This window comes from Butyrivibrio sp. YAB3001 (assembly GCF_900112195.1).
In the GTDB taxonomy this organism is placed as follows: domain Bacteria; phylum Bacillota; class Clostridia; order Lachnospirales; family Lachnospiraceae; genus Butyrivibrio.
Window position 1 is genome coordinate 302,864 of the sequence record NZ_FOKR01000004.1, and the last position, 20,261, is coordinate 323,124.

The 20,261-nt window shown below is 41.4% G+C and carries 23 protein-coding genes; 5 read left to right on the forward strand and 18 right to left on the reverse strand.

Translation table 11 applies throughout. The features are described 5' to 3' along the window. Positions 1-2: 2 nt before the first annotated feature. The 7 genes from BM086_RS06735 to BM086_RS06760 form a co-directional block, all read right to left on the reverse strand. Positions 3-869, reverse strand: a complete 867-nt coding sequence (locus BM086_RS06735) for a hypothetical protein (RefSeq protein ID WP_092325096.1) — start codon at positions 867-869, stop codon at positions 3-5. A 106-nt stretch (positions 870-975) separates the two neighbouring features. Beyond that, positions 976-1,149, reverse strand: a complete 174-nt coding sequence (locus tag BM086_RS20825; protein ID WP_175560139.1) for a hypothetical protein — start codon at positions 1,147-1,149, stop codon at positions 976-978. A 160-nt stretch (positions 1,150-1,309) separates the two neighbouring features. Then, positions 1,310-2,137 (reverse strand): hypothetical protein, encoded by an 828-nt coding sequence (locus BM086_RS06740; protein ID WP_092325098.1) that lies wholly within the window; start codon positions 2,135-2,137, stop codon positions 1,310-1,312. Between the two features lie 230 nt (positions 2,138-2,367). Continuing rightward, the gene (locus BM086_RS06745; protein WP_330391540.1) at positions 2,368-2,697 is read right to left on the reverse strand and encodes a branched-chain amino acid transporter permease; all 330 of its coding nucleotides are present in this window, start codon (positions 2,695-2,697) and stop codon (positions 2,368-2,370) included. Beyond that, positions 2,694-2,990 (reverse strand): hypothetical protein, encoded by a 297-nt coding sequence (locus tag BM086_RS06750; protein ID WP_141107704.1) that lies wholly within the window; start codon positions 2,988-2,990, stop codon positions 2,694-2,696. The genes BM086_RS06745 and BM086_RS06750 overlap by 4 nt, the downstream gene beginning before the upstream one ends. A 210-nt stretch (positions 2,991-3,200) precedes the next feature. Beyond that, positions 3,201-4,469, reverse strand: coding sequence for a GntP family permease (locus BM086_RS06755; protein WP_022779920.1), 1,269 nt, complete (start codon positions 4,467-4,469; stop codon positions 3,201-3,203). Beyond that, a complete protein-coding gene (locus tag BM086_RS06760; protein ID WP_092325102.1) occupies positions 4,462-5,619 on the reverse strand; it encodes a glycerate kinase family protein in 1,158 nt (385 codons plus the stop codon). Before BM086_RS06760 ends, BM086_RS06755 begins: the two co-directional genes overlap by 8 nt. A gap of 180 nt (positions 5,620-5,799) precedes the next feature. Here BM086_RS06760 and BM086_RS06765 point away from each other — a divergent pair, with 180 nt between their 5' ends. Both BM086_RS06765 and BM086_RS06770 read left to right on the forward strand, forming a co-directional pair. After that, positions 5,800-6,885: a CdaR family transcriptional regulator gene (locus BM086_RS06765; RefSeq protein ID WP_092325104.1), complete on the forward strand. Its 1,086-nt coding sequence runs from the start codon at positions 5,800-5,802 to the stop codon at positions 6,883-6,885. Positions 6,886-6,933: 48 nt separating this feature from the next. Beyond that, the gene (locus tag BM086_RS06770) at positions 6,934-7,143 is read left to right on the forward strand and encodes a hypothetical protein (RefSeq protein WP_092325106.1); all 210 of its coding nucleotides are present in this window, start codon (positions 6,934-6,936) and stop codon (positions 7,141-7,143) included. A gap of 67 nt (positions 7,144-7,210) precedes the next feature. On the opposite strand, the gene BM086_RS20475 is transcribed toward BM086_RS06770, so the two are convergent. Further along, positions 7,211-7,411: a hypothetical protein gene (locus BM086_RS20475; RefSeq protein ID WP_141107705.1), complete on the reverse strand. Its 201-nt coding sequence runs from the start codon at positions 7,409-7,411 to the stop codon at positions 7,211-7,213. Positions 7,412-7,920: 509 nt separating this feature from the next. Here BM086_RS20475 and BM086_RS06780 point away from each other — a divergent pair. Next, entirely contained in the window at positions 7,921-9,720 is a 1,800-nt protein-coding gene (locus tag BM086_RS06780; RefSeq protein WP_092325108.1) for a methyl-accepting chemotaxis protein, read from the forward strand. A 179-nt stretch (positions 9,721-9,899) separates the two neighbouring features. Here the strand turns inward: BM086_RS06780 and BM086_RS06785 are convergent, their stop codons facing one another. Both BM086_RS06785 and BM086_RS06790 read right to left on the reverse strand, forming a co-directional pair. Beyond that, positions 9,900-10,148 carry a hypothetical protein gene (locus tag BM086_RS06785; RefSeq protein WP_092325110.1) on the reverse strand — a complete coding sequence of 83 codons (249 nt, stop codon included), beginning with the start codon at positions 10,146-10,148 and terminating at the stop codon, positions 9,900-9,902. Then, positions 10,142-11,020 (reverse strand): MarR family transcriptional regulator, encoded by an 879-nt coding sequence (locus tag BM086_RS06790; RefSeq protein ID WP_141107706.1) that lies wholly within the window; start codon positions 11,018-11,020, stop codon positions 10,142-10,144. The genes BM086_RS06785 and BM086_RS06790 overlap by 7 nt, the downstream gene beginning before the upstream one ends. A 506-nt stretch (positions 11,021-11,526) precedes the next feature. Between BM086_RS06790 and BM086_RS06795 the strand changes: the two genes are divergently transcribed. Then, positions 11,527-13,665, forward strand: a complete 2,139-nt coding sequence (locus tag BM086_RS06795) for a glycoside hydrolase family 95 protein (RefSeq protein WP_175560141.1) — start codon at positions 11,527-11,529, stop codon at positions 13,663-13,665. Between the two features lie 264 nt (positions 13,666-13,929). On the opposite strand, the gene BM086_RS06800 is transcribed toward BM086_RS06795, so the two are convergent. Beyond that, positions 13,930-14,424, reverse strand: a complete 495-nt coding sequence (locus BM086_RS06800; protein WP_092325116.1) for a GNAT family N-acetyltransferase — start codon at positions 14,422-14,424, stop codon at positions 13,930-13,932. Positions 14,425-14,573: 149 nt separating this feature from the next. Then, the gene (locus BM086_RS20830; RefSeq protein WP_092325118.1) at positions 14,574-14,840 is read right to left on the reverse strand and encodes a hypothetical protein; all 267 of its coding nucleotides are present in this window, start codon (positions 14,838-14,840) and stop codon (positions 14,574-14,576) included. A gap of 134 nt (positions 14,841-14,974) precedes the next feature. Between BM086_RS20830 and BM086_RS06810 the strand changes: the two genes are divergently transcribed. Then, complete coding sequence (locus BM086_RS06810) at positions 14,975-16,189, forward strand: hypothetical protein (RefSeq protein ID WP_092325120.1); 1,215 nt, start codon at positions 14,975-14,977, stop codon at positions 16,187-16,189. Positions 16,190-16,340: 151 nt separating this feature from the next. Here BM086_RS06810 and BM086_RS06815 read toward each other — a convergent pair whose 3' ends face one another. The 6 genes from BM086_RS06815 to BM086_RS06840 form a co-directional block, all read right to left on the reverse strand. Then, positions 16,341-16,991 carry a hypothetical protein gene (locus BM086_RS06815; protein WP_092325122.1) on the reverse strand — a complete coding sequence of 217 codons (651 nt, stop codon included), beginning with the start codon at positions 16,989-16,991 and terminating at the stop codon, positions 16,341-16,343. A 2-nt stretch (positions 16,992-16,993) separates the two neighbouring features. Beyond that, the gene (locus BM086_RS06820) at positions 16,994-17,581 is read right to left on the reverse strand and encodes an HD domain-containing protein (RefSeq protein ID WP_013281274.1); all 588 of its coding nucleotides are present in this window, start codon (positions 17,579-17,581) and stop codon (positions 16,994-16,996) included. Positions 17,582-17,830: 249 nt separating this feature from the next. Then, the gene (locus BM086_RS06825) at positions 17,831-18,391 is read right to left on the reverse strand and encodes a flavin reductase family protein (protein ID WP_092325124.1); all 561 of its coding nucleotides are present in this window, start codon (positions 18,389-18,391) and stop codon (positions 17,831-17,833) included. 113 nt (positions 18,392-18,504) lie between these two features. Further along, a complete protein-coding gene (locus tag BM086_RS06830) occupies positions 18,505-19,017 on the reverse strand; it encodes a nitroreductase family protein (protein ID WP_029233017.1) in 513 nt (170 codons plus the stop codon). Positions 19,018-19,057: 40 nt separating this feature from the next. Beyond that, on the reverse strand, positions 19,058-19,804 hold the full coding sequence (locus BM086_RS06835; RefSeq protein ID WP_092325127.1) for an MmcQ/YjbR family DNA-binding protein: 747 nt from the start codon (positions 19,802-19,804) through the stop codon (positions 19,058-19,060). Between the two features lie 26 nt (positions 19,805-19,830). Then, positions 19,831-20,244 (reverse strand): EamA family transporter, encoded by a 414-nt coding sequence (locus BM086_RS06840; RefSeq protein WP_092325129.1) that lies wholly within the window; start codon positions 20,242-20,244, stop codon positions 19,831-19,833. Positions 20,245-20,261: the final 17 nt, after the last annotated feature.

The window sequence follows — 20,261 nt, forward strand, 5'->3', positions numbered from 1 at the left end:
TATCAGTTATCCTCAACATACACATCAAACCGATAGCCCACTTCGAGAGGAGCCAGCCCTTTCTTGACGCTCTCTACCACGCCATAGACCAGCTTACCGGCATCCATCATATTTGCAATCATCTCATCGCCCCAGCATTCCATGTGTCCCAGGAAAATCTCTTTATTCTTAGTCCACACTTCAATACTCCAGGGATCTCCCGAACCTGTTTTCTTTCTGATAAGCTTAAGCCTGTCGCCTACTGTCAGCGTATTTACTACGCTCACAATATCTTTAATAGAATAATAATTATGGTCCGGGCTTGTATTCATCAGCCATATAGCATCACCATTTTGCTCCATAGCTTCATACTTCTTATTAGGCTCTCCAACTGCGTATGTGTTAGCCATTTTCAAAGGAGTAGATTCCTCAACCCAATACACATCCAGACTTACTGCATTTCGCGTATCAAGCTCATCCTTGGTCTCAGGTACATTCAGTTCATGAACCTTGGCATACAGATGTTTACCTGCCTTCATCAGCTCCGCCATTACATATCTCTCCGGAAACTGAATATATCCAAGACACAGCCCCGCCAGTGTATGTACCCTTATTGATGAACCATCATCAGGAAACGCCGATGCCACTGCTGTGCAGTCCGGAGACTCACTATTATATTTGCGGTAGAGAGTCACTCTATCACCAACCTTAAGCCCCTGCAGATTCTCCATCAAATATTCCTTGTTCTTTAACCCAAAGATCTTAGCCACTCCAAGATATGTTTCCCTGGCAAAAGTGGTCTGCTTGATGGCTTCTCCAACTTCTGTGTGATGCAAAAAAGCTGAGATATCATGTGAAGAAAACTCCCTAATTGCGCAATTTTCTGACATAACGATTCCTTTCTCCCCAGATACCCCAACTCCTTATAATTCTATTGTACTCACAAAGTGTCCAATATAAATACCAGTTCGCAAGCCCAGTATTTATGCTGCTTTCCTAAAAATCATCATGATTTTCTCTTCTCAAATATAGGTCGGGAAAGACTATTAACAATTCTCTTTCACTGTCCTTGCCTTTCCAAATAACTATATGGCGTATTACTGCATCGTAAACCTCAAATCCTCTTCCTAACAATTCCTGAAGGTTTCCCTTTGCCTTCTTTGAAAGCATAGCAATTCCAGTGTTTTCATAAAATAAGGTTCCATTATCCTAACGAAGGTGTGTTCCGCTCCTCAGCTTTGTTATCTTTCATTACAGGGCATGTTTTTTTCGCGAATAAAAAAACCGGAGCAGACTAAGCTGCCCCAATTTCTCTAATATCTATCCTTATTCACTTTCTGCTGGATGAATAAGCTGAATTGTTTGGATTACACTGATTACTGTGATTATTCATATTTGCAGTATGTACAGAATTGTTAGGATTGTTTCTATCTTCAAAAAGCTTCCTGATCCGTTCTTCCTGCTCTTTTTCAGACTGCTTTTCTTCTTTCTCAAGAAGTGCTTCGTGAATAGTCTCAAGCTCTTTATCAATGCTGTCCATGAGCTTATCCCACTCTTTTATGCTCATCTCCTGGTTGCCTATCCGGATCTTAATCTCAGTTTCATTATTGATAAGCTTATAGAACAGTTCTGTCCTGAACGCATTTATCTGCTCTGTCAGTTCAGATTTATTTACCTCCGGCTCTTTTTCAGCATCAGGAGTTTCAGACTCCGCAGCTGCTTCCTCTGCGGTCTCGGTTTTCTCTTCTTCTATCTCCATACGCTTCCTTGTGCAATGATTATACTCATGGATAGCACGCATTATGGCGTTAAGATCCTCAGGCGTAAACATACTCGCTGCTTTAGAGAGAGTATCAATGTTGTCCACATTGACAAGAAGGCTTCCGCCACTGGGAAGAGCTATCTTAAGTACCTTATCCTTTTCGTACATGTTTCCCAGCGTTATGGCATTTTGTTTATAGTCGCAGCCAAAAGTAACTCCGTTGTACTGTATGACTCCACCCTTCGCCAGAAAGCTGTATGGACATTTCATTTCAGTTTCAGCCTGAAGCTTCTGCCCAAAACTTTCGGTCTCACTTATAGAGGAAGTTGTCTCTTTGCCAACTGCAGATCCTAATGGCCTTACAAAATAATCATTCGCTATCGCTGCTATACCCATGCTTGCCTCCAGATAACAAAAACGTGCCCTTTCAAGGATGTCATTCCATTGAAAAGACACACATTTCCGTTGCTATCTTTTATATCGGCAATATTCTTTAAATGTTTATGGATGTAGTTAGATTAACTTTCAAATATATCTTTCATTTTCATGTCATGTACTTCGCAATTGGTGCAGGTGCTTATTCCATTATCAAATCAAAACATTTAGAAATATTTAAAAAGCTCACTTTATAACATGCATCTTAACATAATCATATACGCAGCAGTTCCGACTATAATGCTGATAAATGTATTGTGCTTCCTCTTATAACTTGCTACAACAACAGCAACTGCAATAATTCCAGGAATTCCTATTCCGATAGGATTACTCTTCGCCCCTTTCAAGCAGTATACGATAAGCACAGCCATGATTGCTGATGGAAGAATCTGTCCAAGGCGCTGCATCCATTCCGGCATACTGCGTCCGCCTCTGAAAAGAACAAATGGCAGCGCCCTAAGTCCAAAGGTGATTAGCGCTGACATTACTATTGCCAATAAAATATACCATGGTCTCATCATTCTACTGCCACCTGCTTTCTTGAGTTATACCAAACTAGCAGCATTGAAACAATGATAAGAGCCGGAAGCATAAACTGATTCTCTCCAAATATTAAGAGGCTGATAATTCCCACAGCCAATCCAGCCAATGCAGGTTTATGAGTATCTGCCTTTTCCCACTGATCTATAAAAATAATTACAAACAATGCCGTCATAGAGAAATCAATGCCTTCCAATGAAAACGGAATTATCTGCCCCAGGACGCCGCCAATAACAGCTCCTGTCATCCAATAGCAACGTGATAAGAATGCCACCCAGAACATAACCTCCTCTTGTCCAATCATCTTTTTCAGACAACTTATGAATAATCATACCTTGTTTCAGACAAAAATAAAATAGCCCTGGAATTTCCAGAGCTATAGATATTATCCTAAAGTCACGAGAATGCGCCGCCCCTATTTTTCAACAAGCTAAGAAACCTATTTAATGTAAATCTGTAAGTATGAAGGATTATTCATGGCCTGCTAAATTGCGGATGTCACCGCAAATATCAGCACTGCGACCACCGTACTTGTCAATCCTACCAAAGCTTCAAATATTATAAGCTTCATCCGTTCCGAAATGTTCATGTTTACTGCACCGCCTGTAGCATGGAAGAAGGAACCGTGGGGCAGAGAATCTATCACTGTTGCTCCTGCATGAATCATAGCGCCGGCAGACAGAGCATTTACGCCTTCGGCAGTAAGGATCGAAGAGAAGGTCTGGGCTGCAACTGTTGCTCCTGCCGTGGTTGAGGCTGTTGCTCCGGCCATCAGGATACCTGCAATTGGAGCAAGCAGGAAAGCCGGCATATTAAAGATGTTCAGAATATTCACAACATCCTGCTGAAGGGCAGAGGCTTTGATGATTCCTGCAATGGTTCCGGTTCCAAGTAGCAGGATGGAAACACCTGTTACCTTTCCGAGACCGAATTCTGCAAAGGATCCAAACTTTTTGATATTTCCTGTGGCAATGGTGCAGACAAGACCGCCGATTGGTAATGCGATCATAGGATCCACCGTAATATTTGCGATAGGCCTAAGCGCTAAAAGGATGATCACCACCAAAGGTCCCAGAATTGCTGTCAGGAATGAAGGCAGCTCCTTGGTTTCACCTTTTTCAAGATCGGATTCTAGCACCTTAAGCCCTTCTTTTTTTGAAAGAAGATTGGCAAGAATCACGGTTACGATTAGTGCGCAGATTGCCGGAATCGCGTTTTTCATCATAAGAGATGTCAGATCTACACCAAAAGATTCTGAGACTGCGATGGTGTTGGGATTAGGAGAAATAATGTTTCCGGCCTTTCCTCCTCCGATCATGGCAAGAAGAAGGGACTGCTTGTTGTAACCGGCCTCCTTACCTATAGCCAGAGCGATAGGCGCTACTGTAATAACTGAGATATCCACAAACACACCAACAGCGCAGATTACCATTGTTGCAACGGCAACGGCGAGGAGGGCTTTTTTTGCGCCAAGCTTTCCGACGATTCCCTGAGCAATCTTTTCCGCCGCACCGGTTTTTATCAGAGCACCGGCAAGGATTCCGGAAGTCATGATGCGCAGCACCGAAGTGATCATACTGCCGGCACCTGTCATCATCGTGCTTACTGTTAACCCAAGATTTCCCGCAGATCCTACAATACCACCGACAAGGGCGCCGAGGATCAGACTGTAAGCGGGATGGAATTTTTTAATTATAAGTATAATGGCAATTGCCATACCAATGATTGCACCGATGGTTGAAAAATCATACATGACTTGTTCCTCCTATATTTATGAGCATAAGCCGCATTACCTGTTCCGCAGCAGCAGCCAGATTGTTTTTGGCATTTGTATTGTCCATGGCTTCATCGAGTGTGGTTACACCTCTTACAATGGGAAAGAATGCGTCGATACCGTTTCGGTTACACTCCACAGCCTGCTCAGTCACTCCACCTGCAAAGGCGATCACGGGCTTGCCGTATTTTTTTGCCAGCTTTGCCACACCAACAGGTGCCTTACCCATGGCTGTCTGGAAATCCAGCATGCCTTCCCCGGTCACCACAAGATCGGCGTCCTTGATATAATCCTCCAGCCTAGTCTCTTCAAGTACGATATTGATCCCGGACTGTAATTTTGCGTTTGTATAGGTTAAAAAAGCGAATCCAAGACCACCGGCTGCACCGGTGCCGGGATACTTCGGATCTGCCTGGGGATATTTTTCCCTTGAAGCCGCAGCATAATAGCCGAGCCATTTATCCATATCCATGATCATGGAAGGAGTTGCCCCCTTCTGAGGACCATACACCGCACTGCAGCCGTCGGTTCCGCAGAGCGGATTCGTAACATCACAGGCTACCATGAACTCGCAGTCCTTAAGCTCCGGGATTACATAGGTATCGGTGATGGTCTCAAGCTCCTTAAGGCCCTTGGCACCGAAAGGAATCTGCCTTCCGGCCTTATCCAGAAATTCGTACCCCAGTGCCTGCAGCATGCCTACGCCACCGTCATTTGTAGCGCTTCCGCCTATCCCTACGATAAAACGCCTACATCCTTTATTGATCGCATCTTTTATGACTTCCCCGACACCATAGGTTGTCGCATTTAGAGGGTTTAATTCATTTCTTGCCACCAGAGTTATGCCTGCCGCGCCGCTCATTTCCACCACAGCGGTCATGGTATCACGTATAATTCCGTAAGCGCAGCTCACCGGACTTCCCAAAGGACCTGTCACAACAACCTCGTGACGTTCTCCGTTCATTCCCTCGATCAGTGCTTCCACCGTTCCCTCACCTCCGTCGGCCAGCGGGCGGACAGCCACTTCCACAGTGCGGTTTGCTCTTTTAAAGCCCTCGGCTACTGCATAACCGGCTTCGATGGAGGACATGCTTCCTTTAAAAGAATCTATTGCTGTTACAACCTTCATGACGCTTTTCTCCTTTTTTCGATTAACTGTTCCAGTTCTGCTTCGTTATGAATGTATTATAGACAAAAGAATTTCATTATGATATGTTAAACATAATATTAAATATATATTATTTAGCAAATAAAATGTCATCTATGACATTCGATATGATTATAGCATCTGCAATCCGGAGGTTTTACCATGATCACATCAATTTCCAGGAATCTGGCGCAGCAGATTGTCGACAATATCCATGCTGTCTGCGGTTATCATGTCAACTTCATCAATACCAATGGGATGATCTATGCCTCCAGCGACCCGGATCGTCTGAACACATACCATGACATCGGAAGGGAGTCGGCACGAACCGGAGAAACCATTGAAGTGGAATCGGATGAGCAATTCCCGGGAACTCATAAGGGAATCAATATTCCGGTGTTCCACCATATGCGTGTGATCGCAGTGGTCGGTATTTCCGGCGAACCCTCAGAAGTTCGACGTTTTGCCAAGCTGGCTGAACGAATCGCGAGCCTGCTCCTTCATGAACAGGAATTAAATGCTGTCCATCGTACATTAGATGAAAAGAAGCAGTACATGATCCGCTCACTGATCTACAGCGAATTTGAAAACATGGACTATCTGCGGGAATGCTTCAGGGAGTTTAATATTGTTTGGGAACAAACCTACCGAATGGTACAGATCGAAGTAAACAGCCGCTATAATCCCGTGAATATATCCTTACTTGAGCAGCAGGTGGAGGCTCTGTTCAGCTCAATGAGAAATGGTATTTATGTCTATAACTATCCGAAACTATTTATCGGCTTGGTTGAAGCGGAAGAATTTGATAAAAAGGAGTATATGTTTATTCGTTTCGCCGAAGGGCATGGGGAGATTGTGAAGACAGCAATCGGGAAGGCTGTAGAAATTTATAAATGTAATGAATCCTATCAAAGCGCAGAGCATGCACTGAAAACGATCAAAGATAAGGAGCTTTACTATGTCAATTTCGATACACTGACATTGGAAATACTCTTTTCCGGTATTTCAAAGCAGCAATTTAGGGAATTCTCTGACAAAGTGCTTTCCACACTTTCAAGTGAAGACAGGAAATTTCTTGAGATCTATTATGAAAAAGAAATGTCGTTGGCCGCCACCGCAGAGGAACTGTTTTTACATAAAAATACCGTACAGCAGCGACTTAACAGGATTAGCCAGAGTAGCGGGCTAAATCCCAGAAAATTTAGGGAGGCGGTGCTCTTTTACCTGGCGCTTCGTGATCAGGGATAAAAAGTCTTATCTTCTATATTGTTATGACAGAAAAAAGGGAAACGGAATATGAGAACACTATTTATTGGGAACAGCCATACCGTTTACAATGATATGCCAAATATTTTTAAGGAAATATGTAAAGAAAATGGCATAGACATGCAGGTTGCCATGCTAACTAAAGGCGGCATGGGATTTGATTATCACGCGGAGAATGAGCAGACAAGATTCAATATATTGTTTGGAGATAGATATTATCCCTCATCTACTACATTCTGAGAAAAAGGTATTACATTTGATGGTTCGTGTTGCTGTGCAATCCACAATGACAGTTTCTGCTGCATATTCATCCAGCTTTCTGCCAGGTTGCGCATTCATAGCTGTTATGCATAAGTGCCATTATCAGTCCAACAAACATAGCACAGGAGAACTTTACCATGGTATCAACAGCCAGGTTTTGGATCGTCATCCTCTGGCTGTCTGATTTTGGGCAAAAGAAAGCGCCAAACCTGCAACTGCATTTCACAGTCACAAGCTGACGCTTCATTCACCGTTATTCTTTTGCAAAAGAAAATGGACTCAGCGGCTTGGGAAGTGTTTTTGTTTTTCCCTATCGCTTTGTCCATTGTAAATATAACACAGTAATTTTGATAAAAAAAAAACTATAACCTTTCCACTTTTTCCCGATTTCGTACCATTTTTTCCCGAAAATTTCCCGAAAGAGAAAACACAGACCTAAAATATGGGGAATAATGCGAACTTATTCCTTATTTTTTATCTCTACAAATTTTATTATTCATGTCGCAATAAAACAAGTAAGAAATTTATGCAGAATGAGAAAAGAATGTCACTCGCGACATTCTCGCGGAGCCTTTTTTCTTTCATAGGAAAGTGATTTCTTATGAAAGAAATTAATGAAGTTTTTAGAATCATTTAATAGCTGCTGTTGGGCTGATTGATATAATAATTATATAAGGACTTAATATTCATAAAATATGCTTACTATGTCACTTTTAAATAGTAATCTTTGTTATTCAACTTGAGGAGGCAAGAAAAATGGCAAGCGAACAAAACACAAAACAGGAAAATAGCTTAAAAAAAGGAAATATTTTCCAATCAATTGTGTTCCAAAATTTATCTGTAAATCTGGTTATACTCCTGGCATTTGTTATAGTTACAATTGTTCTTATTAACAGCTTAATAGGAATGAAGGAAATTGCTGTCGCTGCCAGCCAGGGTGAAGCAGAAACTCTTATAGCCGAAGCAAAAATAAAACAGGCAACTCTACTTATCGACGGCAGACTCAGCGCTCTTATCGGAGCCTCGACTATCGATAGCGTTGACGAAGCTACAATACAGGGGTATCTAAGTGATATAGACGCTGCCAGGGCACAGATCCCTGATGCGCTAAATTACCTTAGTACCAGCCTTCTTGTAACTCAGGGTCAAAACGGTGATCAGATTTTTAACGAGCTCTCCACTGCACTGGATACATATCTTGCTGATGCCGATAAAATCGCAGCGGGTTGTAAAGCCAAGGATATGAATACTGTATTTGGCATTCTGTCTTCAACTTATTATCCCAACATGAACGCTATGAATGCATCCTTTGATACGGCCGAAGCAACCATCAAAAGCCTCTCTGATGGAATGAATGCTTTTCTTCAATTAAGATTAGACTCAGCAAAAAGAAATGCATATATAGGTATGATCATTATTGTGTTGTGCATTCTCGTAAACCTTGGCCTTGGTATTGTAAGAATCAGCAATAAGATAAGTGCTATTTCTTCTGAAGTAACATCAATCATTGATAATATAAATGCAGGAAAAGGTGATCTTACAGTACGTATCAAAACCGCCTCAAAAACAGAGCTGCAGTCCATTATCATGGGTATCAACCAGTTTATAGAAACCCTTCAGGTGATCATACGTGACGTAAAGGATGTCACCGTTGTACTAAGAACTTCATCTGATGAAATGACAGATAAGATTCAGAGAGCAAGCGACAATATCACAAACACTTCTGCAGCTCTTGAGGAATTATCAGCCAGCATGGATACAGTTGCAACTACAGCAGATCAGATCAACGGCCGACTTGAAGAAGTTAAAGATGCAGCTGATGAGATAAGACACGAAGCCTCAGAAGGTGCACAAACAGCCATTGGTATCAGAAACGAAGCTGATGAGATCAAGGCTACAGCTGCACAGAAGAAGGAAAACACAGGCAGCAAGATCTCTGAACTTGGCAATGTACTACAGGAGTCTGTAAAGAACAGTGAAAAGGTTTCACAGATAAACGAACTTACAAATGTTATTCTGGACATCGCTTCACAGACAAATCTTCTTGCTCTTAATGCTTCCATTGAAGCAGCAAGAGCGGGTGAAGCAGGAAAAGGCTTTGCTGTTGTAGCAAGCGAAATCAGTTCTCTTGCTGAAAACAGCAGACAGACGGCAGGTAACATCCAAGTTATCAGCAATGAAGTAACAAATGCAGTTAAGAGTCTGTCAGACAACGCACTTGAAGTCATTGATTTCATCAACAATACAGTTATTGCAGACTATGACTCTTTCGTAGAAACCGGCGATAAATATGAGCAGGCTGCTATCCTAATGGATGAGATGCTTGAGAAATTCACCAGCAAGGCTGACAACCTGAATATCATCATGGATAAGATGGCTGATTCTGTCGGTTCCATCACAGAATCCGTAAAACAAAGCTCAGAAGCCATCGGCCTCTCTGCTACCAACTCAAGTGAGATTGTAGGTGAGATCCAGGGTATAGACAATGCCATGAGCGAGAATAATAAAGTTACTGAAACACTGAACCAGAGAACAAGTATTTTTGAGAATCTGTGATGGGGATGCATAAGCTTTAATCGTCAAAAAAAGCCAATTTTATTCATCCTAAACGAAGTATTCCCGAAAAAAGGACTAATCAGCCACTCCTAAGCATCCTAAAAGGCGTGGCATGGTTAGTCCTTTTTCAGTACTATCCAATTAATTCTTCAAGGATTTTCAAAACTTTTTCATTTTCCTCAGGTTTTCCTATAGTAACTCTGAGCCATCCCGGTCTTCCAAAGTCCTTCCTTGATATATTCCCAAAAGGTTTTTGCAAACTCTTCCTTTTTATCCTCTAAGATCAGAATCATATCAATATCTTTGGTCAGCCTGAAATCAATATCAGCCTCCGACATAAGAATATCGCAGGCTGCTCCTCCAATGACTGTGTAGCAATCTTCAAATTCTCTGAATTTATCTCTAAAAGAATCAATTCCCGCTACCATTTATACTCCTCCAAAAAGCTTTGTAATTCGCCTTCAACACGTTCATCCGCATTGTCTGACAGGCTCATGGCAAGTGATACCGGATCTACTTCGCCGCTATTTGCAAATAGTCCCGGATCATATTTCCAAAGTTCTACTCTACTCGTCCTAATATCATCCTGCCATCTTGTATCTATCTCTTCAAAGCCGCTCACAATATCGCTGCCTTTAACGACAGCATATACATCCTCGCTTGGTGCAGCAAGCATACTATGTCTGCTTAGCATCGTTTCTCCGGCGATGAACAATCCTTCTTCTTTTGTAATCTTTGTATGGACAATCTTCTGCACAGGGTTGATCAGATAATCCTTTGCTACCTCAAATAGCTCACGCCCTCTATAGTTAGGAACCATCCTTATCTCTTTTCCTACTCGTTCTTCTCTGATAAGTTCCATCTGCTTAAGTTGCTCTGAAGCTCTGGTAATTGACATTTTTGTCAATCCAAGATCATCTGCAGCCTGCTTTTTTATGAAAAAGTCATTTCCACTTTTGTATAACAGATAAAGAAAAAGGCATTGCGTTGCTGGCATCATTTTGTCTGTAGACACAATCATTTTTCTTTTTAAGTTATTACTAAGCATTACCCCAAGGAAAGGCAAAAAAATCTGATCAGGTAATGAAATAAACGGAATCTCTTTTGCTATCAACGCATCTCTTTGTACTCTTGTGATATCATCAAAGCAAAATGCCACATTAAGCCCTGTCTTTTCCATATACTGAGAAAGCTGCTTTTTGAATGCCACAACGCCAAACTTCTCCCGGTCTGACAATTTGGCAATCAAAAATGATGCATCTCCCATTACAGCACTATAGAAGACTCTTCCTGATACCATGTATAAAGGTAACCCTTTTAGTTTAATTTGTTCCAAATGACAGTTTATACCAAAGGCGTTTTTTAGAGCATTTTCTAGCATAATATCACCTCGATAACATTTTTCTTTTATAGTAACATTAAATATGTTATCGTTCAATATTTATGTTACCATCCTGCAAATCTCAGTGATATTAAACCCCAAAACAAAATCTATGCTTTTTTATTTTAATAGGAAAGTTCAGTCCTGTCATTTAACCTGTCCCATAAACTTTTTCACAAGAGCAGGTCACCATATCAAATCTCAATTTGCTCATCAGAGTGCATAAATATTTTTTACACTTCTAATAATCCACAAGTTATACATCCCTGTAGATTTTACATACACCGCACTCATGATAATCATATCCAAGATCATATTCATCATGTCCAGGGCAGAATATTTTTACTCTGTTACAAAAGAACAATTATGAATTATAATTTTTTTGTTGGGGTTGAGATAAAAATACGATACGAGGAGAAATGAATATGAATCCTATGAAAATTGAATTTGATAGTCCTACAACAGACTGGAACTCTGCGTTACCTGTAGGAAACGGAAAAATGGGAGGAATGGTCTATGGACAGCCATATACCGAGAGAATTCAGCTTAACGAAGACAGCGTCTGGTATGGTGGGCCGCAAGATAGAATAAATCCTTCTGCAAAAGAGAACCTTTCTAAAATTCGTGAATTGATTTTTGATGGGAAAATACAAGAAGCTCAGGATCTTTGTGCCTTTGCTCTTTCTGGACTTCCTGAAGAAATGCGCCACTATGAGCCGCTTGGAAATCTTTACATTCATCATAAAGGAAAGACAAGGAACATGTCGAACTACCATCGTGAGCTCAACATGGAGAATGCAGTTGCTACTGTCAGTTTTACCTGGGATGAGGTCAACTATAAAAGAGAAGTAATCGCAAGCTATCCTCAAAATGCAATCATTGTTCACTTGACGGCAGATAAACCTGGAAGTATCAGTTTTCATTCCCTTCTGGCCAAGGGTGGTACACCTTGGGATTACAGCCCTTATGAGCTTCAGGAATGTCGTAGACCTAATTATAATATTTACTCTGACCGTATCGTTGCCTTAGATGGTAACCTTCAGCTCATGGAAGCCCAATGTGGTGGAAAAGGAGCCGTCAACACAGCGACTTCCATGAAGGTTGTTCCTATAGGTGGTACAGTAAAGATAATTGGTAACAGTATCATAGTGGAAAATGCCGATGAAGCTATGATTATTGTTACGGCTGATACAACATTTAGAGAAGCAGATCCTGTAACTAGCGCAATTAACAGAGCAAATAAAATAGCCGAGTTCACTTGGCAACAACTTTTGGAAGAGCACATAAATGACTATAAAGCCCTCTTTGACAGAGTCAAATTGGAAATAGAAGGACAGGATGAAATCGTAAGATTTTTCCAGTTTGGACGCTATCTGACAATTGCTGGTAGCAGACCGGGCTCTCTTCCTTTGAATCTCCAGGGTATCTGGAATCAGGATTACGCTCCAGCCTGGGGAAGCAAATTTACGATAAATATTAACGCTGAGATGAACTACTGGCCTGTTTTTATCTGCAATTTGGCAGAATGTAATGAGCCATTAATTACGTTTATTGAGCGTATGCGTCCAAGCGGACGGGATACCGCACGAAGAATGTATGGATGTAAGGGCTTTGTAGCTCATCACAATACGGATATTTGGTGTGATACAGCCCCTCAGGATGTATGCATATCGTCATCATATTGGGTCATGGGAGCTGCGTGGCTTTGCCTTCATATTTGGGAACAATACCTGTTTACTCAGGATGTGTACTTTTTAAAAGAGCACTATCCTGCTATGGAAGAAGCAGCGGAGTTTCTTGCAGATTTCCTTATCGAAGATAAAGATAGCAATTATCTGGTAATCAGTCCTTCACTTTCGCCTGAAAATACATATATCTTGCCTAACGGAGAAAGGGGAATCATTTGCAAAGGAGCTTCTATGGATAATCAGATTATCCGAGAATTGTTTAATGCATGCATTGAAGCAGAGAAGATTCTTGGTATTTCCGATGGTCAGAGCGATATTTTTGCCAAGATATTAGAGCGGATTGCTCCGATTGAGATTGGTAAGTATGGACAGATAATGGAATGGAATGAAGACTATGAAGAGGCATTCCCCGGCCATCGTCATATATCACAGCTGTTTGCCCTTTATCCGGGAAGCCAGATTACTGGGAAAGACACACCGGAACTTATGGAAGCTGCCAAGAAAACTATTGAGCGACGACTTGCGTCAGGTGGAGGTCATTCAGGCTGGAGTAGAGCATGGATTATAAATATGTACGCAAGACTGGGAGAAGGGGACAAAGCCCACTCTAACATCATGGAGCTTATAAACAAACAGACCCTTCCTAATCTTTTTGATAACCATCCACCCTTCCAGATTGATGGAAACTTTGGATGCTGTGCTGCTATTGCAGAAATGCTGGTTCAAAGTCATGAGGATGAAGTGAAACTGCTTCCTGCCCTCCCTTCTGCTTGGCAAAACGGTCGAGTTGAAGGTCTGAAGCTTAGAGGAGGAAAGACATTAAAACTTCTCGAATGGAAAGATGGACAGATTACTAGCGTCGAAATAGAACAATAAAAGCTTCATTCTCTACAAACTGCTCCTAATGATAGAATTTTCCTACTTCATATGTCACATAAAAAGCCTACCTCGCAAAGTCAGTATTACTAAAAAAGTCACTAAAAAAGACCCTTTCAGCGCTGGTGAAGCAAAAGCCACCTTAACTGAAAAGGTCTTTTCTTTTTATGATTTCGTTTTATCGTACGTGAAGCATAAGCCACTCAGACTACTTAACCACATCCCTCATAAGAAAACATTTCCGATAGCCCCTGGCTTGCACATTCACAACATGTTTGCTGTAGATATCTTTCTCTGTCGTCTTATCTTGAATTTATGCCTTGCCCTGTCATTGTCGCTGTATACCCCAAGCTCTACCTGCTCAAAGCCATTTGCTCTTGCCTGCTTAAGAGCTATCTGCATCATAAAGCTTCCAAGCCCCATTCTTGTATACATCTGCCTGATAGACATTCCGAGATAGGCGCGATGAAGATATTTAATATGTGGCCTTATGAGTGTTACACCAAGATCTCCGATCAACTTATCTTCAATATAAGCACTTACCATGAAGTCTCTGTCGCTTTCAGCAACGCTTCCAAGAATCTCTGTAATCTTCTCTAGATTGAACTGACCGTCTTCAGGCTCTCTTGCCATAAAGTGCGTCTCAGCAGAAGTTGCTTCCCTATGAAGCTTTACCTTCAATGCATCCTCTGGCCCTGCGCTCTTAATCACGATTTCTCGCCCATCAGGTAAAATGTATTTCTGTTCATTTATTCTCATAGCCACCTCCGAAAAAAAAGACCTCTTCAAACTCTCGCTTGATGAGGCCTTGTAAACTATATCAGTTATAAAACACTAACTATGCCCTACACTTAATCTTATCCTCATCATACATATCAAAATCAAACCCCTGATTATCATTCACGGGCTTATTGGTGACCATGTATGTTGTAACGAGAATAAGTCTTTCCATAGCATCTACCTTTCTGAAAATTATTAGTTGTAAGTATAGTTGACTGACAAATCGCTGTCAATACTATTTTTCTCTGATTTTTTAAACCGATGGGTTCAAACGTCAACAGCCTGTTGACGTTTTTATATTCATCAGTATTCTCAACGCACTCTCTTATCACACGTGCTACTTCCAAAGGAATCTCTACAATCTCATCATCAACATTTTCATTTTCCGGAAGCATAGTTTATTCCTCAATAATTCCCCTTAGTTTTCTGATTGCAGCATTAATTGAATCTTGAATTACTTTGCTTGCAGGATTACTATTATCCAATAAGCGCAAGAAATGACATCTTATATCCAAAATGGAGTTTTATTATGAGAAAAAAGACACTGTTACTAGCATTTAGTGCAGCTTTTATATTAAGTGCCTGCGGAAGCAATAGCACCACCAATACTCAAGAAGATTCTGCTGATGAAGCTTCATCAGCTATCAGCATAGAAGCAGCTGAAGAGTCAGCTTCAATAGCCGAGACGCTTGAAGACAATTCTAATACCGAAAACTCTTCAGAAATAAATGGCTATTTACCATCTTCTGCAACTGATTATAAGCAGGCTTATAAAGAAATTATCAAATATGAACAGGAAAGATTAGCTTCTGTTTCGCCAGATGATTATGACGAATATGAGGATACCATTGACTGTTATTGGCTATATGACATTGACAAGGACAATACTCCTGAACTCTTGATAAGATATGGTCATTGTGAGGCTACCTTCCACGGAAAGCTTTATACATTTATTGAAGGGAAACTCCAACTCATAGATGGTATTGGCATGGGCCATACTTCATTCTATGCAGTTCCTGATGAAAATGGAATACTTAGCTATTGGGGGCATATGGGATACGGAAGTGCCTCCAAGCTGACACTTCAAAATGGACTTCTTGAATCCGAAGAATTGTACTCTGAAGATATTAATGAGAAATTACAGAATGGCGACGATGCTTGGTATAAAGCTGCAAATGAAATAATTGAAGGCGCATATTATCTTGAGGCTTTCAATTATTACAGCACCTATCCAATCGAAATGTATGATGTTGTCGCAGATTATTCCTCTGGTAACATCCAATCTGTACCAACAAGCTATAGCTTCCCTGATAATAACCCGGACTTCTATACTGACATAATGCAAAATGATGTGATCGTAAGCGCTGTAGCACTTGATCAGTTCATGAATACTCCAGGAGAAGTGCCTTTCAGTATGTTACTTGAACCGGGTCAGATATATGAATACACTCATAGCTATCTTAACGTACATGGACTAACATATGCTGATTTAAACTCAGACGGCATATATGAATGCATTTTCTACTTATCTGAAAATGAACAAAACAAAGACTACCGAGCTATATTGAGCCTTCAAGATAGGACTGTATATGCATATCTGACGTTTTATCCTGGAGAAACCACGATTACCGAAGATGGTTACTTTGTATCCGAACCAGGTGAGTACACTCATGAACGCTATGTAAAAAGAGTTCTCTATGACAAGGAAAACGGCTTTACATACGCCGTACCATCAGAACAATAAACAAGATCTTTGACGGTATTTCACATAATCCAACATATATAGCGAAAACCAGGCTTTCTAGCCTGGTTTCGTCTTGTCTTTGTAAATAATGTTCTCTCACTGCTCTCGCGCTAAGTATTTATCTCGCTTCAGTAAACATGAATCTATATCACTATTTTAAATGCCATATCTCTCCGTTGGGCATCTGCATTACATCACCAGGAAGAGTCTCTATAACGTCTCCAGCAAGATTCCTGACAATAGTCTCCTCCCAGTACTTATAATTCACTCCTTCTCCCTCTTCATGCCACCTTGAAAAGAACAGTTTTTCTCCATCTCTCATGAAAAAAGAATCGTGATCGCCCATTGATAGGCTTAGCTTTTCTGGCCATACGATTTCTACTTCATTGCCGCACTGCCTTGAAAGCGTAAGTGGTGCAATACGTAGCTGCAGGTTATAACAATCTTTCACGGAAGAGAGTGGAAGCTCAGCATGCGTACTCACCTGATAATCATTGCAATCAAACCTTATTATCCTGATCAATCCATTCGGAAAGTCCACGTCTATAATAAAGATTCCACCCTCAAAGAATACGGGTGTTTCACTGTAATGCCCTTCCATCTTCGGTACAGGAAAGAAGATTTGACCGTCCGGATAGTGAACCAGGCAAAGCTTTCTTCCTTTTACCACATGGCCTTCTCGAAATATTTCTTCTGCCTCATAAAGATCTCCATGTTCATAATCCAGTCCAAAATACCATTCATTGGTGGCTCCATGAACAGGCTCAATATATGTAATTCCATCAGTCTCTATAGTCTTCATTGTCACTTGATGTTGCCCTTTCTGATATGCTCCTGGATCAGCTTATCAGTAACTTCCTGGTACAGCTTCTCAGAACCAAGTCTTGTCTTGCTCTGCCTACCATAGACCTGATCAATAGTAACGCCATGCTCCTTCCAATCCGAGCCTCCATTGCTGTTGTTGAGAAGCAGTGGCTGAAGATTATCCATGGCATGAGCATACTTTGACTCAGGTGTTTCATAGGTTTCAAACTCATCAAAAAGAGCTATCAGCTCCGCCTTTTGGTCATCAGGTAAAAGAGAAAAGATTCTTTCTTTTGCCTTATCTTCACGCTCTTTCTGAGTCTTGAGACCTTCCGCATCATAGGCATAAGTATCTCCGGCATCGATTTCCACCACATCATGGATCATACACATAAGCATGACTTTTGCAATGTCCACGGGTTCATTAGAATACTCTTTTAAAAGATAAGCCATAAGAGCCATGTGCCAGGCATGCTCTGCGTCATTCTCATTTCTGCCATGACCGGAAAGATGTGTCTGTCTGAAAATATTCTTTTCCTTATCGACTTCTAATGCAAAATCAAGCTGTTTCTTTAGTCTCTCGTCCATTTCCGTGCCTCCATGAACTGGTCTTTAAATCTGGTGCTCCCGCACAAGGTAATTACCGGATATTTCCCCTGCATATGTTCTCCCCGCTCAATTTTAATCGGTATTTAATATAAATTTCAATGTAATTATAGTATGATAGAAACACCTCTTGTAAGGATTTTGGGATGTCCTTACATATCATAAGACAAGCCGATGCAAGCCGATTTCCGGTTCCCTCGCATCGGCTTGAACTCGTTTCCGCGAAACTCTTTACAATAAAGCTTTTCCACTCCCCCAGGCATCGCCAACTTTCTCGCCAACAACATGATAAGCATTGTTAAAAGGATCAAAGGTAATTGGCTTAACCTTGCTTACATCAACCTTGCCATCTGTAAGAGCTGCCTCATCTACGCTGACATTAACGATCTCGCCCTTAAGAATGCAGGAATCATGGTCAAAGCTCTTTACCTTGCATTCCATACACACAGCAAGTTCATTGATGATAGGTGCGTTTACATTAGGGCTCTTTGTTGCAGTGAATCCGGCCTTTGCAAACTTATCCTCATCTTTATTGCCTGAAGCCATGCCAACAAAGTCGCACGCTGCAACATGGTCCGCATCAGCCATGCTGATTGTAAAGGCTCTGGTCTTCTCGAAGTTCTTGCAAGTCTTGTGATCAACAGAAAGACAAACCGAGATCTCATTCATCTCGCTGATTCCGCCCCATGCTGCATTCATGGCATTAGGCTTTCCATTCTCATCATATGTGCCAATAATCCACACTGGCTGTGGGTAACTAAACGGCTTTGCTCCAAAATCTTTTCTGCTCATATTCATGTCCTCCAAGCTATTATCATCAACGCATCCATTAACATTTTACTATATTCCCGGGCATTAAAAAATGCCATGTGACGGCATTTATACCGAAACATGGCACTTATGGTTTAAATATAACTTACTGTCTCTGACTGTTCTTTTCTGCTGTTGTGATTATCAAGTGGCCCCGCTCCTTCTGCAGCATAACCAAGATCAAGAAGCATCAGGATTTCCTCGTTCTCTGGAAGTCCGAGGTCCCTTGCAAGTACGTCCGGGTCAAAGAAATTGAGCCAGCAGCTGTCCACTCCTTCGTTTGCTGCAGCAAGCATCAGATGTGTTGCTACAATAGAAGCATCTTCAATACCAGAATCTCTTTTGCCACCTGGGTATGTGAATACATTATTCTTATCAAAAGCTACAACGAGTACTGTTGGAGCGCCATAGCGACAAGGAGTTGCCTTATCAATCTTGGCCAAGTTCTCTTCTGACTCAACGACATAGATGCGCTGCTCCTGAAGATTCTTGGCTGTAGGTGAAAGACGACCTGCTTCAAGGATCTCATTAAGTCTTGCTCTGTCCACCTTTCTCTCACTGTACTTCTTACATGAATAGCGGTTCTTTACTACGTCTTTAAATTCCATCTTTTTATCCCTCCTCTTAAGACATATCTTAATCTCCATCTTATTTCAAAGCAGCGCTGAGACTGTTAGGAATACCTCTCGGCCCTCTCACTGCATAGATTCCATACTCTGATTTAAGCCTTTCAAACGTGAATGCATCACGCTTATAGCGCTTCAAAAGCTTGATCTTCATAAGCGCGTTGATCTTAAGATTCTTATCCTCGTAGTAATACGGAATATCAACCTCTCTAACTTTGCACTTGTAAAGGATTGCAGATACCGGAGCTCCCACATACATAAATACCGTATCGCCTTTGATGATTCCTGCTCCCTGCTTCCAATCAATCTCATCAGCTGCATCAAATGCTGCTTCAATGTCGTAATACTTGGGATTCGCAGGGACTATCCATTCTTTTGGCTGTCTGAACTTGTCCTTTTTCTTCTTTGAAGCCGTATCCAGGAAGCTGGCATCAATCATTCTGCAAACCTGCTGCAGGTCCACACTTCCATCAAGCATTATGGTTATCCATTTTTGCTTATTCATGTGATAGCCAGAAAGATATCCCTCCTGCTGCAAAAGAATATCTCTGAGCATCAGATCATCAATCTTCACATCAATGATGTCAATTCGCTCATTTCCCGGAAGCCCAAGTTTATCTGCGTCAACATCCATGATGATTGCAAACCATTTCCGATTATCATCATGCCTGAAAACAGCATAGTCCGGATAACTCCTCCAAAGATTCTCAGGTGAGGCCTTATACTTTTTCTTTATATACTTAACTACTTCTTCACGAATTGAAGTCATCACCAAACCTCATTTACCATCCACCATTAAATTACCATAATCAGCGTCCCTGCTCCGATCAGCACACAACCGATCAAAGACTTTGCTGTGAACTCCTCATGTAAAAAGACAAATGCCAGCACCAGCGTAATAACAACACTCAGCTTATCGATAGGCACAACTTTCGAAGCTTCACCCATCTGCAGAGCTTTGTAGTAGCATAGCCAGGATGCACCAGTAGCAAGTCCTGACAGAATCAAAAAGATCCAGCTCTTTCTGCCGATTGAACTTAAACCGCCCTGAGCACTAGTAATGAACACCATAACCCAGGCCATCACCATAACAACGCAGGTTCTTATCGCTGTAGCCAGATTAGAATCAACTCCCTCAATGCCGACCTTGGCAAGTATTGATGTCAGTGCTGCAAACACCGCTGATAGAATTGCAAATAAAAACCACATATCTTCTACGCCCCAAT